General features: G+C 61.6%; 15 protein-coding genes. 9 read left to right on the forward strand and 6 right to left on the reverse strand.

The window, feature by feature from the left end; genetic code table 11:
- Positions 1-13 precede the first annotated feature (13 nt).
- Positions 14-2,335 (reverse strand): LPS-assembly protein LptD, encoded by a 2,322-nt coding sequence (locus H3Z84_RS16240; RefSeq protein ID WP_199458280.1) that lies wholly within the window; start codon positions 2,333-2,335, stop codon positions 14-16.
- A gap of 240 nt (positions 2,336-2,575) precedes the next feature.
- Between H3Z84_RS16240 and H3Z84_RS16245 the strand changes: the two genes are divergently transcribed.
- The 8 genes from H3Z84_RS16245 to trpC all read left to right on the forward strand — a co-directional run bounded on the left by H3Z84_RS16245 (position 2,576) and on the right by trpC (position 10,111).
- Positions 2,576-3,622, forward strand: coding sequence for an aminoglycoside phosphotransferase family protein (locus H3Z84_RS16245; protein ID WP_199458212.1), 1,047 nt, complete (start codon positions 2,576-2,578; stop codon positions 3,620-3,622).
- Positions 3,619-4,293: an N-acetylmuramate alpha-1-phosphate uridylyltransferase MurU gene (gene murU, locus H3Z84_RS16250; protein WP_199458213.1), complete on the forward strand. Its 675-nt coding sequence runs from the start codon at positions 3,619-3,621 to the stop codon at positions 4,291-4,293. Before H3Z84_RS16245 ends, murU begins: the two co-directional genes overlap by 4 nt.
- Positions 4,294-4,387: 94 nt before the next feature.
- Positions 4,388-5,074, forward strand: coding sequence for a ribulose-phosphate 3-epimerase (gene rpe / locus H3Z84_RS16255; protein ID WP_199458214.1), 687 nt, complete (start codon positions 4,388-4,390; stop codon positions 5,072-5,074).
- A complete protein-coding gene (locus H3Z84_RS16260; RefSeq protein WP_199458215.1) occupies positions 5,071-5,760 on the forward strand; it encodes a phosphoglycolate phosphatase in 690 nt (229 codons plus the stop codon). Before rpe ends, H3Z84_RS16260 begins: the two co-directional genes overlap by 4 nt.
- Positions 5,761-5,996: 236 nt before the next feature.
- Positions 5,997-7,484, forward strand: coding sequence for an anthranilate synthase component I (gene trpE / locus H3Z84_RS16265; RefSeq protein WP_199458216.1), 1,488 nt, complete (start codon positions 5,997-5,999; stop codon positions 7,482-7,484).
- Between the two features lie 16 nt (positions 7,485-7,500).
- Positions 7,501-8,079, forward strand: coding sequence for an aminodeoxychorismate/anthranilate synthase component II (locus H3Z84_RS16270; RefSeq protein WP_199458217.1), 579 nt, complete (start codon positions 7,501-7,503; stop codon positions 8,077-8,079).
- A gap of 17 nt (positions 8,080-8,096) precedes the next feature.
- Complete coding sequence (gene trpD / locus H3Z84_RS16275) at positions 8,097-9,125, forward strand: anthranilate phosphoribosyltransferase (RefSeq protein WP_199458218.1); 1,029 nt, start codon at positions 8,097-8,099, stop codon at positions 9,123-9,125.
- Positions 9,126-9,289: 164 nt separating this feature from the next.
- Positions 9,290-10,111, forward strand: coding sequence for an indole-3-glycerol phosphate synthase TrpC (gene trpC, locus H3Z84_RS16280; protein WP_199458219.1), 822 nt, complete (start codon positions 9,290-9,292; stop codon positions 10,109-10,111).
- A 132-nt stretch (positions 10,112-10,243) separates the two neighbouring features.
- Here the strand turns inward: trpC and H3Z84_RS16285 are convergent, their stop codons facing one another.
- The 5 genes from H3Z84_RS16285 to H3Z84_RS16305 all read right to left on the reverse strand — a co-directional run bounded on the left by H3Z84_RS16285 (position 10,244) and on the right by H3Z84_RS16305 (position 14,516).
- Positions 10,244-10,855: a DUF4202 domain-containing protein gene (locus H3Z84_RS16285; RefSeq protein WP_022988439.1), complete on the reverse strand. Its 612-nt coding sequence runs from the start codon at positions 10,853-10,855 to the stop codon at positions 10,244-10,246.
- Between the two features lie 63 nt (positions 10,856-10,918).
- The gene (locus tag H3Z84_RS16290; protein ID WP_022988440.1) at positions 10,919-11,536 is read right to left on the reverse strand and encodes a glutathione S-transferase family protein; all 618 of its coding nucleotides are present in this window, start codon (positions 11,534-11,536) and stop codon (positions 10,919-10,921) included.
- A 77-nt stretch (positions 11,537-11,613) separates the two neighbouring features.
- On the reverse strand, positions 11,614-12,354 hold the full coding sequence (locus H3Z84_RS16295) for an alpha/beta fold hydrolase (protein ID WP_199458220.1): 741 nt from the start codon (positions 12,352-12,354) through the stop codon (positions 11,614-11,616).
- Position 12,355: 1 nt separating this feature from the next.
- Positions 12,356-13,456, reverse strand: a complete 1,101-nt coding sequence (locus H3Z84_RS16300; protein ID WP_199458221.1) for a M14 family zinc carboxypeptidase — start codon at positions 13,454-13,456, stop codon at positions 12,356-12,358.
- 82 nt (positions 13,457-13,538) lie between these two features.
- The gene (locus H3Z84_RS16305; RefSeq protein WP_199458222.1) at positions 13,539-14,516 is read right to left on the reverse strand and encodes an META domain-containing protein; all 978 of its coding nucleotides are present in this window, start codon (positions 14,514-14,516) and stop codon (positions 13,539-13,541) included.
- 150 nt (positions 14,517-14,666) lie between these two features.
- On the opposite strand from H3Z84_RS16305, the gene H3Z84_RS16310 reads away from it, so the two are divergent.
- On the forward strand, positions 14,667-15,404 hold the full coding sequence (locus H3Z84_RS16310) for a glutathione S-transferase family protein (RefSeq protein WP_199458223.1): 738 nt from the start codon (positions 14,667-14,669) through the stop codon (positions 15,402-15,404).
- Positions 15,405-15,472 lie beyond the last annotated feature (68 nt).

Below are 15,472 nucleotides of genomic sequence, written 5' to 3' on the forward strand. Positions count from 1 at the left end.
GTATTGGTTCGTTTTAGCGGCGCTGAGTTCCGAAACGGCGGCGCTCGCGCTCGTCATAGCCGTAGATGGCATCGGCAATGTTGTCAAATGCTCCGCCACTGCCGCCCAGGCCTTTCAGCTCGATCCGGAACAGCAGTCGGGTATCCAGTTCTTCATCGTCGGTCAGGTAGTTCTGGTGCACTACCTGCACACTCCAGCAGCAGTTGTTGTATTCCAGGCCGGCCAGGGTACCCACGGTACGGTCCAGTTTCGAATCCCACACCCAGCGGCCGATAGCACTGACCCGGTTGGTGACCGGCAGCACGGCACCTACATCGGTCTGTTCAATGTCATCGGGCCGGCTGTAGGTATGGCCCAGCGTTGCCAGGTACCGATAATCCTCGGAATGGAAAATCAGCTGGCTGCGGCCTTCCTCGGTTCTCTGGGTGTCATGGTCCCACAGGCCGGAGCTGCGGATTTCCAGGTTATCAACCGGGTTCAGCACCAGCTCACCGGCCAGCGGCGAGTTACTTCGGTCGGAGGCACCCTGTCCGAACAGGCTCACTTCCCGGTCATCAAAATAGCGCACCTGGCCAATACTGACCCGGGCCCGCTCGGCGCCGGTCAGCAGGTCGTTGAAGCGACTGGTCAGGGCCACGGTCAGCTGGTTGGCATCCCCCACCCGGTCACCGCCGGTGAAGCGATCACGCTGGAACAACTCGTCGAATCGGAAGCTTTTCAGGCCGGTGTCAAAATCCGGGATGTCGTTCTGGTCGGCCTCGGCATCGGCCCAGGCGTAATAAAGCCGGGGCTCCAGGGTCTGGTTATAGGGAATATCGAACAGGCTGGAGCGGCGGTCAAAGTACAGGCCGTTGTCCCACTCGAACACCGGCACCGTGCGATCAAAACTGCTGTTGCCGAGTGTGTAGTCTTCCAGGTCGTAGCGGGTGTAATCCAGGCTCACCGACGGCCGGCTGAAACCCCAGAGCGCGCGCATGGGCAGCGCCAGTTCAGGAATCGCACGCACCCGCTGGCCATTGGCCCGGTTCAGACCGGTCAGGTTTTCGTTATCCCGATAGAACCAGGAGTACTGGCTTTCGATGCCCGCCTCGAAGGCCCCCACCTCGGTGGTTCCGGCATACAGCACTTCCGGCAACAGATTATAGGGTTTGTTGACGTCGGCAATACGTTCGGCAATGGTCTGGTAGCCATTCAGGTAGGCATCAAAATACTGGTTCTGGTCGGAATAACGTACACCGCCGCGACGCTGCAGGTGAGTCGCCTGGTCAATTTCCAGGGAGCGGTTCAGGTCGCTCAGGTAGTCTTCGTCAGACACCACCGAGAAATCACCGTAACCACTCCAGCCACCACCGAAGGCTGCCCGGGTCGACAGATCCAGGGCCCAGCGCTGGCCGTCTGCGCCCGGATTCTCGTCTTTGTAGTAGGAATCGTCATCGATGTAACCCAGCTGCAGCACCGACTCCCCGAACCGGCTCAGATACCGGCCTTCCAGTTCGGTAAACAGGCCCCGGCCATGAATGTACTGAGGCGTGAGCGTGGCGTCGTAGTGGGGCGCCAGGTTCAGGTAATAGGGCAAGGCCAGGAAGGCGCCGCTACCGGCATTGGACGAGCCGAACTGCGGGTACAGAAAACCGGTCTTGCGGCGGTCATCAATGGGGAAACTGATGTAGGGCCAGTAGAACACAGGGGCATCCAGCACCTCAAGGCGCACATGCCTGGCGGTGCCAAAGCCTTCAGCCTGGTCCAGCTCGATATCCGAGGCAACGATGGCCCAATCGTTCTGGCCCGGGCCGCAGGTGGTCAGCAGGCCATCGGTAATCAGCACCTGGTTTTCACCAATGCGCGACAGGGACGATGCCTCGCCGCGCATCTCGGATTCGTGCAGCAGGAAGGTGGCGGTGTTGATATCCAGCTGACCGCTTTCGGTGGAGTAGCGGGCGTCTTTACCGGTCAGCAGGAAGCCTTCGCCCCGGCTCACCAGAGGCCCCTGCAGGTTCAGGCTTCCGGAGCGGGTGTCGTATCGTGCCTCCGAGCCGGAGGCCTGGAAGCTGCCCTGGCGCAGCCTTACATCCCCCTGCAGGTACAGCTCCGCATCCAGCTCGTAGCGGGCACTGAGCGCACTGGCCTCCAGAGGTGCCTCGGTCTCTCCGGCCGGCAGTACCGGCATGGCGCCGCCGGCGGTGCCGGAAGGCAGGTAGCCGCCATCGCAGAAGACCGGCAAGCCAGCCTGTACTTCAGCCGGTAATTGGCTGCGGGGCCGCCAGTCGATCTCGGCCGCACTCGGTGCCTGCTTGCCGGCATCCTGGGCCAGGCCAGCTGCCGGTGCCAGGGCCATCGCCAGCAAAAGCCCGCCGCAACGGGGCTTGAACCATAACAGGTGACGGTAACGGCTGGGCACGACGGCAATATTCCTGTTCCGGATAAATGGCGACTGACACTAAAAACAGCTGCCTAGTTTACACGCGCCCCCCGGGGTTGTTAACGGAAACCCCGCTGCAAATCCGTTTTACCCTCTTTATACTCCTCTGCTAACGTTCCCGGACACCAAAGACAACTCAGGACGCACCCGACAACCATGGATACCCGCCTGCAACTGCTGACCGACTGGGTCAGGCAAATTCCCGGTTTCAACAGCGCCAGTCCGGAACCGGTTTCCGGTGACGCCAGTTTCCGCCGTTACTTCCGGGTGTGGCGGGAAATGCCGGGCCAGCCCCGAACACCGTTTATTGTCATGGATGCCCCGCCGGCACACGAAGACTGCCGGCCCTTCGTCGCCATCGCCGAGCACTGGCATCGCCACGGCGTGCATGTGCCGGCCATCGAGGCCCAGGACCTGCAACAGGGGCTGTTGCTGCTGGAAGATTTCGGTGATCGGCTGATGCTCGCAGAACTGGATGGCGACAGCGCCGACACCCTGTACCGCCAGGCGCTGGACGAGCTGGTGCGAATCGGGCAAATGCCACCGCCCGCGAATTATCCGTTGCCGGCCTATGATGACGCCCTGCTGGACCGGGAGATGGCCCTGTTTCCGGACTGGCTGCTGGAACAGCACCTGGAGCTGACGCTGGACAACCAGGACCGGGCTTTGCTGGAAACCGCCTTCGGCCTGCTGAAAGAAAGCGCCCTGGCCCAGCCGGAAGTGACCGTGCACCGCGACTACCACTCCCGCAACCTGCTGATTCGCCCGGGCCAGGCCGCCCCCGGGGTGATCGACTTCCAGGATGCCGTGACCGGCCCGGTAACCTACGATGCGGTCTCCTTGCTGAAAGACTGCTACGTGCGTTGGCCGGAAGCCGATATCGCTAACTGGCTGGAACATTATCGCCAGGTTAGCCTGGACGCCGGGCTGCACCGGGCCGACGCCGACACCTTCCGGCAGTGGTTTGAGCTGATGGGCATGCAACGGCACCTGAAAGCCGCCGGCATCTTTGCCCGGCTGGCCATCCGGGACGGAAAGGCCGGCTACCTGGCCGACATTCCCAGAACCGTCAGCTACATCTGCGACGCCAGCGCCCGCCAGCCAGCCTTCCGGCACTTCCACGAATGGCTGTGCGAGGTGGTGATTCCCGCCATCGAAGAACGCATTGGCCCGTTGCCGGCTGCGGAGGCCCGCCAGCCGTGAAAGCGATGATCCTGGCAGCAGGCAAAGGCGAACGCATGCGCCCGCTGACCCTCACCACTCCGAAACCCCTGCTCGAAGCCGGCGGCAAACCGCTGATTGCCTACCACCTGGAAAACCTGCACCGGGCCGGCTTTCGCGACGTGGTCATCAACCACGCCTGGCTCGGGCAACAGATCGAACAGGCCCTGGACACCGGCGAGGCATTCGGCCTCACGATCCGTTATTCACCGGAAGGCGAACCACTGGAAACCGCCGGCGGCATTGTCCGCGCCCTGCCCCTGCTGACCGGCGGCGGGGAAGACTGGTTCCTGGTGATCAACGGCGACATCTGGACAGACTTCCCACTGGCCGAACTGCAACCGCCCGCCACTCCGGATTGCGATGCGCTGCTGGTCGTCACCGACAACCCGGCTCACCATCCTGACGGCGACTTCGCCCTGCAACAGGACGGCACCCTGGCCAGCGAAGGCGAGGACAAACTTACCTTCACCGGCATCAGCCTGCTGCACCGCCGTTTATTCGCAGGGCTGGACGACAGCGCCGGCAAACTGGGGCCGGTGCTGCGCCGCGCCATAGCCCACGGACGGGTGCGTGGCCTGCACCATCGCGGCCAGTGGATGGACATAGGTACTCCGGAGCGATTAGCAGAACTGGATCGCAAATTGCGCTGATATCCGTAGCACCCGCGCTGCGAAAAGCCGCGCCAAGCTGGTAGACTTGCCCCATTCCATTCAGCCGACGAATCACCTGATCGAGAGAGCCCCGATGAACCCCTATCTGATTGCGCCGTCCATCCTCTCCGCCGACTTTGCCCGGCTGGGCGAAGAAGTTGATAACGTACTTGCCGCCGGCGCCGATGTGGTGCACTTCGATGTCATGGACAACCACTACGTGCCCAACCTGACCATCGGCCCCATGGTGTGCGAAGCCCTGCGCAAGCACGGCGTAACCGCCCCAATCGACGTGCACCTGATGGTATCGCCGGTAGATGACCTGATCCGCATGTTCATCGACGCCGGCGCCAGCTACATCACCTTTCACCCGGAGGCGAGCAAGCACATCGACCGCTCCCTGCAACTGATCCGCGACGGCGGCTGCAAGGCCGGCCTGGTGTTCAACCCGGCCACGCCCCTGAGCTACATGGATTACGTGATGGACAAGCTCGACATGGTGCTGCTGATGTCGGTGAACCCGGGCTTTGGTGGCCAGAAGTTCATCCCCGGCACCCTGGACAAACTCCGGGAAGCCCGCAAGAAGATTGATGCCAGCAACTACAACATCCGGCTGGAAATCGACGGCGGCGTAAAGACCGACAACATTCGGGAAATCGCCGAAGCCGGTGCCGACACCTTCGTGGCCGGTTCCGCCATCTTCAACACGCCGGATTACAAAGCCACCATCGATGCCATGCGCGCCGAGCTGGAACAGGCCCGCAAGGTGATTGGCGGATGAGCCTGAAAGGTCTGTTCAACCCCCGCTGGCCCGGCGTTGCCCTGTTCGACCTGGACGGCACCCTGGTAGACAGCGCGCCAGACCTGGCCGCGGCGGTCGACCAGATGCTGGAACACCTGGGCCGCAAGCCCGCCGGTCTGGAGAAAGTGCGCAACTGGGTCGGCAACGGGGCCGGCATCCTGGTGCGCCGGGCCCTGGCTGACAAAACCGATTGGGAACCCGCGGCACTGAAAGACGAAATCCTTTACAACGACGCGCTGGAAATCTTCTACCACGCCTACGGCCAGATTAACGGCCGCAATGCTGTCGTGTTCGACGGCGTAACCGAGTGCCTGAACCACCTGCGCAGCCTGCGCTGCAAGATGGCCGTGGTGACCAACAAGCCGGACCGCTTCGTGGCCCCGCTGCTGAACAAGGCCGGGCTGGACCAGTACTTCCGGATCTGGGTGGGCGGCGATACCCTGGACGTAAAGAAACCGGACCCGGCACCGCTGCTCTACGCCATGGAACAACTGGGCGGCACCCGGGGTACCACCGTGATGGTGGGTGACTCCGCCGCAGACGTTAACGCCGCCCAGGCCGCCGGCATTCCCTGCGTGGCCGTGCGCTACGGTTACAACTTCGGGGGCTCGGTAAACAGCCTCGGCGCCGACGCGGTTGTTGATTCGCTGGCCCAGCTTTTGTAATCTCGCAAGGACGTTTTACTTTGAACACATCATTTCGGGAGATTCCTGCCGTGCAGGGACTGAATCTGACTGCAGCGCGAGGCATCCTGACAACCCGCGCAACACGATGGTGGCGATGGCGCACCGGCTGAGCAAGCCACGGGGCTGATGGCACACGCCTGCATGCCCGCACCACCTGTCACAACGGTGTAACACCGTTCTGACAAAACGCAGATCAGATTTCAGGAAACCGAACCATGACACCCGAGCAATTCCGCGAGCTCGCTGAAGCCGGCTATAACCGCATCCCTGTGTACCGCGAAGTACTGGCGGACCTGGACACTCCCCTCAGCACCTATCTGAAACTGGCCAGCGGGCCCTATTCCTACCTGTTCGAATCGGTACAGGGCGGCGAGAAATGGGGCCGCTATTCGATCATCGGCTTGCCCAGCCAGGAAGTGCTGAAAGTCTTTGACCACCGCATTGAGGTCAGCCGCAACGGCGAAGTGGCCGAGCAGGCAGAGGTGGATGATCCCCTGGCTTTCGTGGACGACTACCAGAAGCGATTCAACGCCCCGGATCTGCCCGAGCTGCCCCGGTTCAACGGTGGCCTGGTGGGCTATTTCGGCTACGACACCGTGCGCTACATCGAGAAGCGCCTGCGCCACAGCTGCCCGCCCGACAAAATCGGCACCCCGGACATCCTGCTGATGGTGTCCAATGAAATCGTGGTGTTCGACAACCTGCGCGGCAAGCTGCACCTGATTGTGCATGTGGACCCAACAGCCAATGGTGCCTATGAACAGGCCCAGCGACGCATCGACGAACTGGAAAGCCAGCTGCACCGCCAGACCGCCAACGCCCCCCGCACACCGGAACATCTGCGCGGCAAGGTGGTGGACGAGAGCGACTTTATTTCCGGCTTCAGCCAGGACAAATTCGAAGCCGCGGTGGACAAAATCAAGGGCTACGTGCTGGACGGCGACGTGATGCAAACCGTGATATCCCAGCGCATGTCGATCCCGTTCGAGGCACCGCCCCTGAACCTGTATCGTTCGCTGCGGGTGTTGAACCCGTCGCCGTACATGTACTTCCTGGACCTGGGCGATTTCCACATCGTCGGTTCGTCTCCGGAAATCCTGGCCCGGGTGGAAGATCAGGAAGTCACCGTTAGGCCCATCGCCGGTACCCGCAAACGCGGCGCCACCGATGCCGAGGACAAGGCCCTGGAAAAAGAGCTGCTGGCCGACCCGAAAGAGATCGCCGAGCACCTGATGCTGATCGACCTGGGCCGCAACGACGCCGGCCGGGTGTCGGAAACCGGCACCGTGAAGCTGACCGACAAGATGATTGTGGAGCGTTATTCCCACGTCATGCACATTGTCTCTAACGTGACCGGTCGACTGAAAGAAAACACCAGCTGCCTGGACGTGCTGCGTGCCACCCTGCCCGCCGGCACCCTGAGTGGCGCGCCGAAGATCCGCGCCATGGAAATCATCGACGAACTGGAACCGGTGAAGCGTGGCGTATACGGCGGCGCCGTAGGCTACCTGTCGTTCAACGGCAACATGGACACCGCCATCGCTATCCGCACTGCGGTGATCAAGGACAACACCCTGCACATCCAGGCCGGCGCCGGCGTGGTGGCAGACTCCATTCCCCGCCTCGAATGGAAAGAAACCATGAACAAGGGCCGCGCGATCTTCCGTGCAGTGGCCATGACCTACAACGACTACGACCATTGAGGCGGAGGAACAGATTATGTTGCTGATGATCGATAACTACGATTCCTTCACCTACAACGTCGTGCAGTACCTGGCCGAGCTGGGTGCCGACGTGCAGGTATACCGCAACGACGAAATCACCATTGAGCAGATTGAAGCCCTGAAGCCCGAGCGGCTGGTGATTTCCCCGGGCCCTTGCACCCCTAATGAGGCGGGCATCTCCATGGACGCCATTCGCCACTTCGCCGGCAAACTGCCGATCCTGGGCATCTGCCTGGGCCACCAGTCCATCGGCCAGGTATACGGCGGCGACATCATCCGGGCCGGCAGGGTAATGCATGGCAAGGTGTCGGCGGTGTACCACAACGACGTGGGCGTGTTCCGGGGCCTGAACAATCCGTTGCAGGCTACCCGCTACCACAGCCTGGTGATCGACAAGGACACCCTGCCCGATTGCCTGGAAGTGACCGCCTGGACCCGCAACGACGACGGCTCCGTTGAAGAAATCATGGGCGTGCGCCACAAGACCCTGCCCATCGAGGGCGTGCAGTTCCACCCCGAGTCGATCATGACCGAACAGGGCCATGAACTGCTGCGCAACTTCCTGAGAACATAACAAGAGGCCGACGACCCATGGACATGAAACAAGCACTGAACCGCATTGCCTCCAACCTGGACCTGTCCCGGGACGAGATGAAGGATGTGATGCGTATTGTGATGAACGGCGAGGCCACCGACGCCCAGATCGGCGCCTTCCTGATGGGCCTGCGCCTTAAGAGCGAAACCATCGACGAAATCACCGGCGCCACCGAAGTGATGCGCGAACTGGCCACCAAGGTGGAAATCAACGCCAGCCCGCTGGTGGACATCGTGGGTACCGGTGGCGATGGTGCCAACCTGTTCAACGTCTCCTCGGCATCCGCCTTTGTAGTGGCCGCCGCCGGCGGTTATGTGGCCAAGCACGGTAACCGCGGCGTATCGTCCAAGAGCGGCAGCGCCGACCTGATCGAAAAGGCTGGCATCAACCTGGATATGAAGCCGGAAGAAGTGGCCCGCTGCGTGGAACAGATCGGCGTCGGCTTCATGTTCGCCCCGGCCCACCACGGCGCCATGAAACACGCCATCGGCCCCCGCCGGGAGCTGGGCTGCCGGACCATCTTCAACATCCTCGGCCCCATGACCAACCCGGCCGGCGTCACCCGCCAGCTGATCGGTGTGTTCACCAGGGAACTGTGCCGCCCGATGGCGGAAGTGATGCAACGTCTGGGCGCGGAACACATCATGGTCGTCTGCTCCAAAGATGGCCTGGATGAAATCAGCCTGGCGACCGTGACTCACGTGGCAGAACTGAAAGACGGCGAAATCACCGAATACGACCTGACCCCGGAAGACCTGGGCATCAAGAGCCAGTCGCTGGTGGGTCTGACGGTAGACGGTGCTGACGAATCGCTGGCATTGATCAAAGCCGCCTTCGGCCGCAGCCACGACGAAACCACAGAGAAAGCCCGAGACATGATCGCCCTGAACGCCGGCGCGGCTATCTATGTTGCCGGCCTGGCCAAGACCACCAAAGAAGGCGTGGATATGGCGCTGGACGCGATGGGTTCTGGCCTGGCGGCCGGCAAGATGTCTGAGCTGGCTGACTTTTCTCAGTGCTTTTAATCCCGGCCTGTTGAATTCGGTGCCGGACGACCGGCTGGGGAGGGGCGTTCCAAAACACGCCCACAAGTACGTCCCTGTAGGGCTTGACTGCAGCCATCCCTGGCTGCAGACAGTTTTGGAACGCCCCTCCCCAGCCGCTCTCGCAAACTATTTACGGGCCTGCTATGACTGACAGACATTTGGATAAGACTCCCACTATTCTTCGGAAAATCGTTGACCGGAAATGGGAGGAAATTGACGAACGGAAGCCGAAGGTTTCCATTGCTGACCTGAAGGCTATCGCGGGTGACCAAGCCCCGGCACGTGGGTTCGCGAACGCACTGCGGACTCGCATTGAAGCGCAGAAGCCTGCCGTGATCGCCGAGATCAAAAAAGCCTCTCCGAGCAAAGGCATCCTTCGCGATCCGTTTGAACCGGAACGCATTGCCGAGAGCTACGAGAAAGGCGGCGCAGCCTGCTTGTCAGTACTTACCGACCACGATTTCTTCCAGGGCCACGAAGACTACCTGAAAGCCGCCCGAGCGGCCTGCAGCCTGCCGGTGATCCGCAAGGACTTCATGGTGGCGCCCTACCAGGTGTATGAAAGCCGCGCTATTGGTGCCGACTGCATCCTGCTGATTGCCGCGTGCCTGACCAAGGACCAGATGCAGGAACTGGAAGGCATTGCCCATGAGATCGGGCTGGATGTGCTGGTGGAAGTGCATGATGGCGAGGAGCTGGACGATGCGCTGACCCTGAGCACGCCGTTGGTGGGTATCAACAACCGGAACCTGCACAACTTTGAGGTCTCTCTGGAAACCACCTTTGAACTGCACCACCGTATTGCCAATGACCGACTGACGATTACCGAAAGCGGCATCATGACCCGCGCCGATGTGGAAGCCATGACCAGCCGGGGCATTTACGGGTTCCTGGTGGGGGAATCCTTTATGCGGGCGCCGGAACCCGGGGAGAAATTGCAGGAGCTTTTCTTCCCGGAGGGCTAACTCACAGTCAGAACAGGCTGGCGGGTGCCTTCTGCCAAAATCGTGCGTAGCCAGGGATGGCGGAGCCGAGCGTACAGGGAGGTATTTACAGCGTATTTTGGCAGAAGGTACCCGCCAGCCTGTGCACCCGGATCAACTCTCCGGCTCAGCCAGGGCCTCCTGTAGCAATTCCAGCAGATGCGCGGGCATGCCTTCCGCCAGTTTAAGCGCGGCTTCGTGGGCCCGGGGGCTCATTTTGTCCCAGGTGCGGCGCACGATGCGCAGCCACTTTTCCTTGTCGAAATCCGGATTGTCTTCGAAGAACCCGGCAAAGTACCGCTCCAGAAACACCATGCAGGCCACGTCTTCCAGCAACTGGGTATCTTCGTCTTCCCGAAGCTTGCGCTTGGTGATGATCGTCTCTACCCGCTCGCATTCTTCCTGCGGGTAGCCGCTTTCCGCCATAATCTCCGCCGCCCGGCGGCCATGCATCCGGCCACAGGCCAGGCGCCATTGATAGTAATTCTTGCGGCCCTCACCATAGTCACTCCGGGGCATGGTCCAGCGCTCCAGGTGCTGGGCCCGGCAGGCAATCTGCATGCGCTCTGAAGGTTCCGGTTCCAGCGCGAACAGCCAGCGGGTCATGTGCAGGCTGTAGGCGTATTCCCTGGGCAGTTGCTGGCCGTCTACCTGCTCAGTATTCGGGTCTGCCTGATTGGCCCGGTCGATGGCTTCCAGTGTGTTCATCAAGGTTTGTTGCGTCATACCATGTCCTGTTGCTGATCCTGACCGGGTTGTGGCTTTGTTGGGCAATCCTGGCTGCTGGCATCAAGCCTGGGCCGAAGGCCGGGCCTTGATGCGGTCGAACCAGGCCTGCAGGTTGGTCTGTTCCGGCTTGATACGGATATTCACCACCCGGGCGAAGGCTACGGTGGTGAAGGCATTGATGTCGGCCGCGGTAAAGCGGTCGCAGCAGATGTAATCCTTGCCTTCCAGGTGCTTATTCAGGAAGTGCATGAACTTTTCCACGCCCTGCCCGCATTCTTCGCCCCATTCCTTGATGGGGTTCATCCGGTCCTTGAAGTAGCCGGTGGTGTGCTGGAAACACATGCCGGTGGGCATGAAGAAATAGAACTCCAGCCAGCGCAGCCACTGCTCTACCTGAGCTTTCTCGGCGGCAGTCTCGCCCATCAGTTTCGGGGTATCCGGGTAGGCTTCCTCAAAATAGCGGCAGATGGCCATGGTTTCGGCAATGCAGGTGCCGTCGTCCAGTTCCATCACCGGGACTTTCTTCATGGGGTTTCGGGCCACGAATTCCGGCGTCAGGTTTTCGCCTTTCTGGATATCTATCTCAATAAATTCCGCCTTGTCCAGCAGGCCTTTCTCGGCCATGAACATGCGCACGCGGCGGGGGTTGGGGGCAGTCCGGGTTTCGAAAATTTTCATCTTGTTATTGGCTCCCTGGCAGAAAAACGGGCTTTGAATACAGCAGGTTGACCGGAAAAAACGGTTGCGTCAAGAAACTATCGGGTGCCGGGTATCCAGTCACCCATTTGCCGGATTACCCACTCCGGCTCATCCAGCGGCAGGTCGTGGCCGGCATCCGGGTGCAGCTTCAGGGTCCAGCACCAGCGCCGTTCCAGTTCGGCACTGCAGTACCAACTGGCAATCCGGTCGCCCTTGCTGGCCAGTATCAGGGCATCGGCCATCGGGCGCTTTTCCAGGGGTTTGAAACGGGCAGCCGCCAGCAACTGGTTGCGGGCGTTGGTGAACGAGACCGGGCGCTGGCGCTGGATGCTGTACCAGGCCTTGCACAGGCTCAGGGGAATATCCCGGTTGGAGGTCAGGCGCAGGATGTCCCGTTCCCGATGGAACAGTTCACGGCGAACCAGTAAACGCAGGATCTTCGGCCAGGCCGCCGGCTGCATTCGCTGCCAGGGCCGGCTGAAACCGGAACTGGTGTTGATCAGCACCAGGTGCTGCAATTCCCCGGGCTCGGCATGCTGGGCCCAGTCCAGGGCCACCATGCCGCCCATAGACAACGCCAGGATGCTGAACGGCCGGGGAATATGGCTCACCTGCCGGCACACCTGCTCGCGAATAGCGCGCACTGTGGCCGGGCTGGCTTCCCGGTAATGGATGCCCGTGCCGGGCAGGTCCACCAGGTGGAAATGCTGGTCCGGAAAGGCTGCACGCAAACGCTCGGGGAAGTCGCCCCAGTGTGCCCGTTCCCGGGTCAGACCCCGCAGGAGGATCCAGTGCATGTTATCGGTTATCCCTGTACCAGTGCATGATGGCGGCTTCCCTGAGCATGGACTCTTCATCGCCCTCCGGCAACCAGTTCCGGTAACTGCTGGCCGCATTCACCAGGAAGTCCATCCAGCTCAGGTGGCTGCGCAACACTCGCTGATGGCGGTGGGGCACCAGCGGGTTGAATAACCCGTCCAGCCGCAGCAACTGGCGCGGTCGCTTGCGCACCCACTTCCAGGAGCCCATTTCCAGGGTCAGGGGCAGGAATACGCCGTCAGTGCAGCGGTTGACCTGTTTGTAGAAGTAATCCCACAGGTCACCGTGGGTCAGGTAATGGGCCGACTGGGGTTCGAAACGATAGTGGTGATTGGGGTAAGCCTGTTCCCAGATCAGCTTGAGGGCCATCACCGACCCGATGCGGCGCATGGGCCGGCGGCGATAGGCATAGGGAAACCAGATCTGGTCCTGCCAGCCGAAACCGGAGTGGCAGTCCAGCGCCACGCTGAAGGGCCGGCCCGGCAGCAGGTCCTGAATCACCGCTTCCAGTGCAAGGTTCTCCGGCTCCATGCCCTGCTCCGGATCGCCGGTGTACCAGGGCATTCGCGGCGACAGGCGCTGGCCACCCAGCAGGAAGGCGCTCTGGTCCTGGGCGGTAATCGGCGCGTTGCGCATCAGGTCAACGCCGTTGGGGTTGCCGCGCTGGTTCAGGTACATACCGCCGGGGTTCAGGATCGGCAGCAGGGTGATGCGGACTTTCTCCAGCAAGGCGTTCAGGTGGTCATCCCAACCGAGCCGGGCCAGGAAGGAATCGAGCCAGGCCATCACCACCTGGCTGCCAATACGCTCTAAGCCGTGAACTCCGCCGACAATCAGCACCGCCGGCACATCGTCCCGGGTGGAACCCAGGTCCACCCGGTAGATGGGCAAGTGCAGATCCCGCACGGCAACCTCGCCGGCGACGGTGGTGGTGACCTGTTCGGGGGCTTCGGCCAGCTGTCGCTCCAGCTGCACCAGTTCCGGCAGGAAGCTGCGCAACAGGCGCTTCTGGTTGCGGTCGCGGCCGGCCTGTTGTTCGGGAATGGCACTGTGGGGGGTGAGGGCCCGCAATTCGGTCATGGCTGGTCTCTCTGCAGCATCGACCTGTCAGGGTAGACGGCAAATGCTGCAGAAATTTGACCGGGCGGGCCCTTGAAGAGAGTTACAGGTTGTCGGTCGTCGCCGGGAGCGCCTTGATCACCTCACCGTTGCCGGTTTCCAGCAGCAATTCACCCTGGCGACCAATGCGGCCATCCACCACCTGCCCCAGCAATTCCAGGTACTTGCGCTCCTGGTTCATCAGCGACGGCGCGCAGGCCATCATGGTGCTGCCCAGGGTACTGAACAACAATCCATCATCACTCAAACGGTAGTTGCCCATAAACCGGTTGCAGGATGCACGCCCGGCTACCCGGCCATTGCCCAGGAACTGCAGGGTAACCATGGAGCGGTCGATCAGCCCGGCACCGGCCAGGTCTTCTACCACCCACTGCACACCCCGGAACAGCCGCTCCCGGTCGCCGCCACAGCCTTCAAAGCTGTTGCCGTCCAGGGTCAGCCGGATCTGGGACGGATACTGGCGTTTGTCCAGGCCCACTTCACACAGCTGGTGTGCCACCCGCACTTCCAGCGACTGGGCTTCGGTTTTCGCTTCAAACGTCCGGCCGTGTCGATTGGCCCGGGTTTCGGTCAGCCAGATCTCGTTCAGTGCTTGCTGCTGGTACGGCGGGGTCAGGGTCATCCGGTTGTTCTCGATCAGCGCCGACCAGTCCGGGTCGGCACCGATGGCCTCAAACCGGGATTCTATCGCGCCCGGTTCCAGGCATTCCGGCAGCAGATCACCCTTGAGTGTCAGCGTTGCCCGCTTGCCTTCGGCCAGGAAGCGGGTGGAGGTATCGCCCGGAGCCACGTAGAGGGCACCGGTGTCGGTGGGGGACGGTTTCAGCAATACGCGGCGGTCCAGATACTCAAGGCCCAGAAGCTGGCCGTCTTCAGCCGGGGCAACCCGGATATCCAGCTGGCCGCAGCGATAACTGCCATAGTCCGACAGGGCCAGGGTTTTGGGTTGGGAAGCGCAGGCTGCCAGTACAAGGCTGCAGCCGCCAAGAATGGTCAGCGAAAAAATTCGTCCCTTAAACATCACAACGTCCTATTTTGGTCCAGACTCCGGGGCGCTAGTTTAGAGATTCCTGGCCAGTTTCACCATGCTCCGTCACACGGAACCGGCCCGTTGTGGTACCGGGGCCACACAGGGTAACCTTGCGCCATCTATTTCAGGGGAATCATCACCATGGCCGTGAAACTCTACCAGTTCTGCATCTCCCACTATTCCGAAAAGGTTCGCTGGGCCCTGGATTACAAGGGCATCAGTTACCAGCCCGTAAACCTGCTTCCCGGCCAGCACGCCAGAACCATCAAGAAGCTGACCCGGGCCGGGTCCTCGGTGCCGGTGCTGGACCACGATGGCCAGATTATCCAGGGCTCTTCAGAGATCCTGGACTACCTGGATAAAACTTTCCCGGAACCCGCCCTGATGCCCGAAGACCCGGCCCTGCAGGAACAGGTTCGCAGCTGGGAGACAAAGCTGGACGAACTGGCTGGCGCGGCCATCCGCACCTGGGTCTACCACTACTTCCTGCAACGGCCGAAGGTAGTGGTGCCGCTGCTGGCTGCCGGCACACCGTTCTACAACCGCATCCTGCTCAGCCTGGCCTTCAGCCGGGTGGACGAGATCATGCGCAACTGGATGAAGATTAACCAGAAGACCGCCGATGCCGCGCAGGAAACCCTGGAGCAACTGATTACCGAACTGGCAGAGGTGTACGAGCAGCAGCCGTACCTGGTGGGTGACCGGTTCACCCGGGCTGACCTGACCGCCGCAGCGCTGCTGGCCCCGCTGTTCCAGCCCGAACAATATCCCGTGCCCTGGCCCAGGCCGGCAAAGATCCCGAAACCGGTGCAGGCCTGGCTGGCAGACTGGCGCCCGAAACTGGAACCGGTGGTGCAGGTGTACCACAAGCACCGCTAACCCCGGGGCGATTGGCCGAAAAGGCCACCTCCGCTGTCGCAACAGGACAGTGCATTTATTGTTGGTTA

The organism is Marinobacter sp. bablab_jr003 (assembly GCF_016464245.1).
GTDB lineage: Bacteria > Pseudomonadota > Gammaproteobacteria > Pseudomonadales > Oleiphilaceae > Marinobacter > Marinobacter vinifirmus.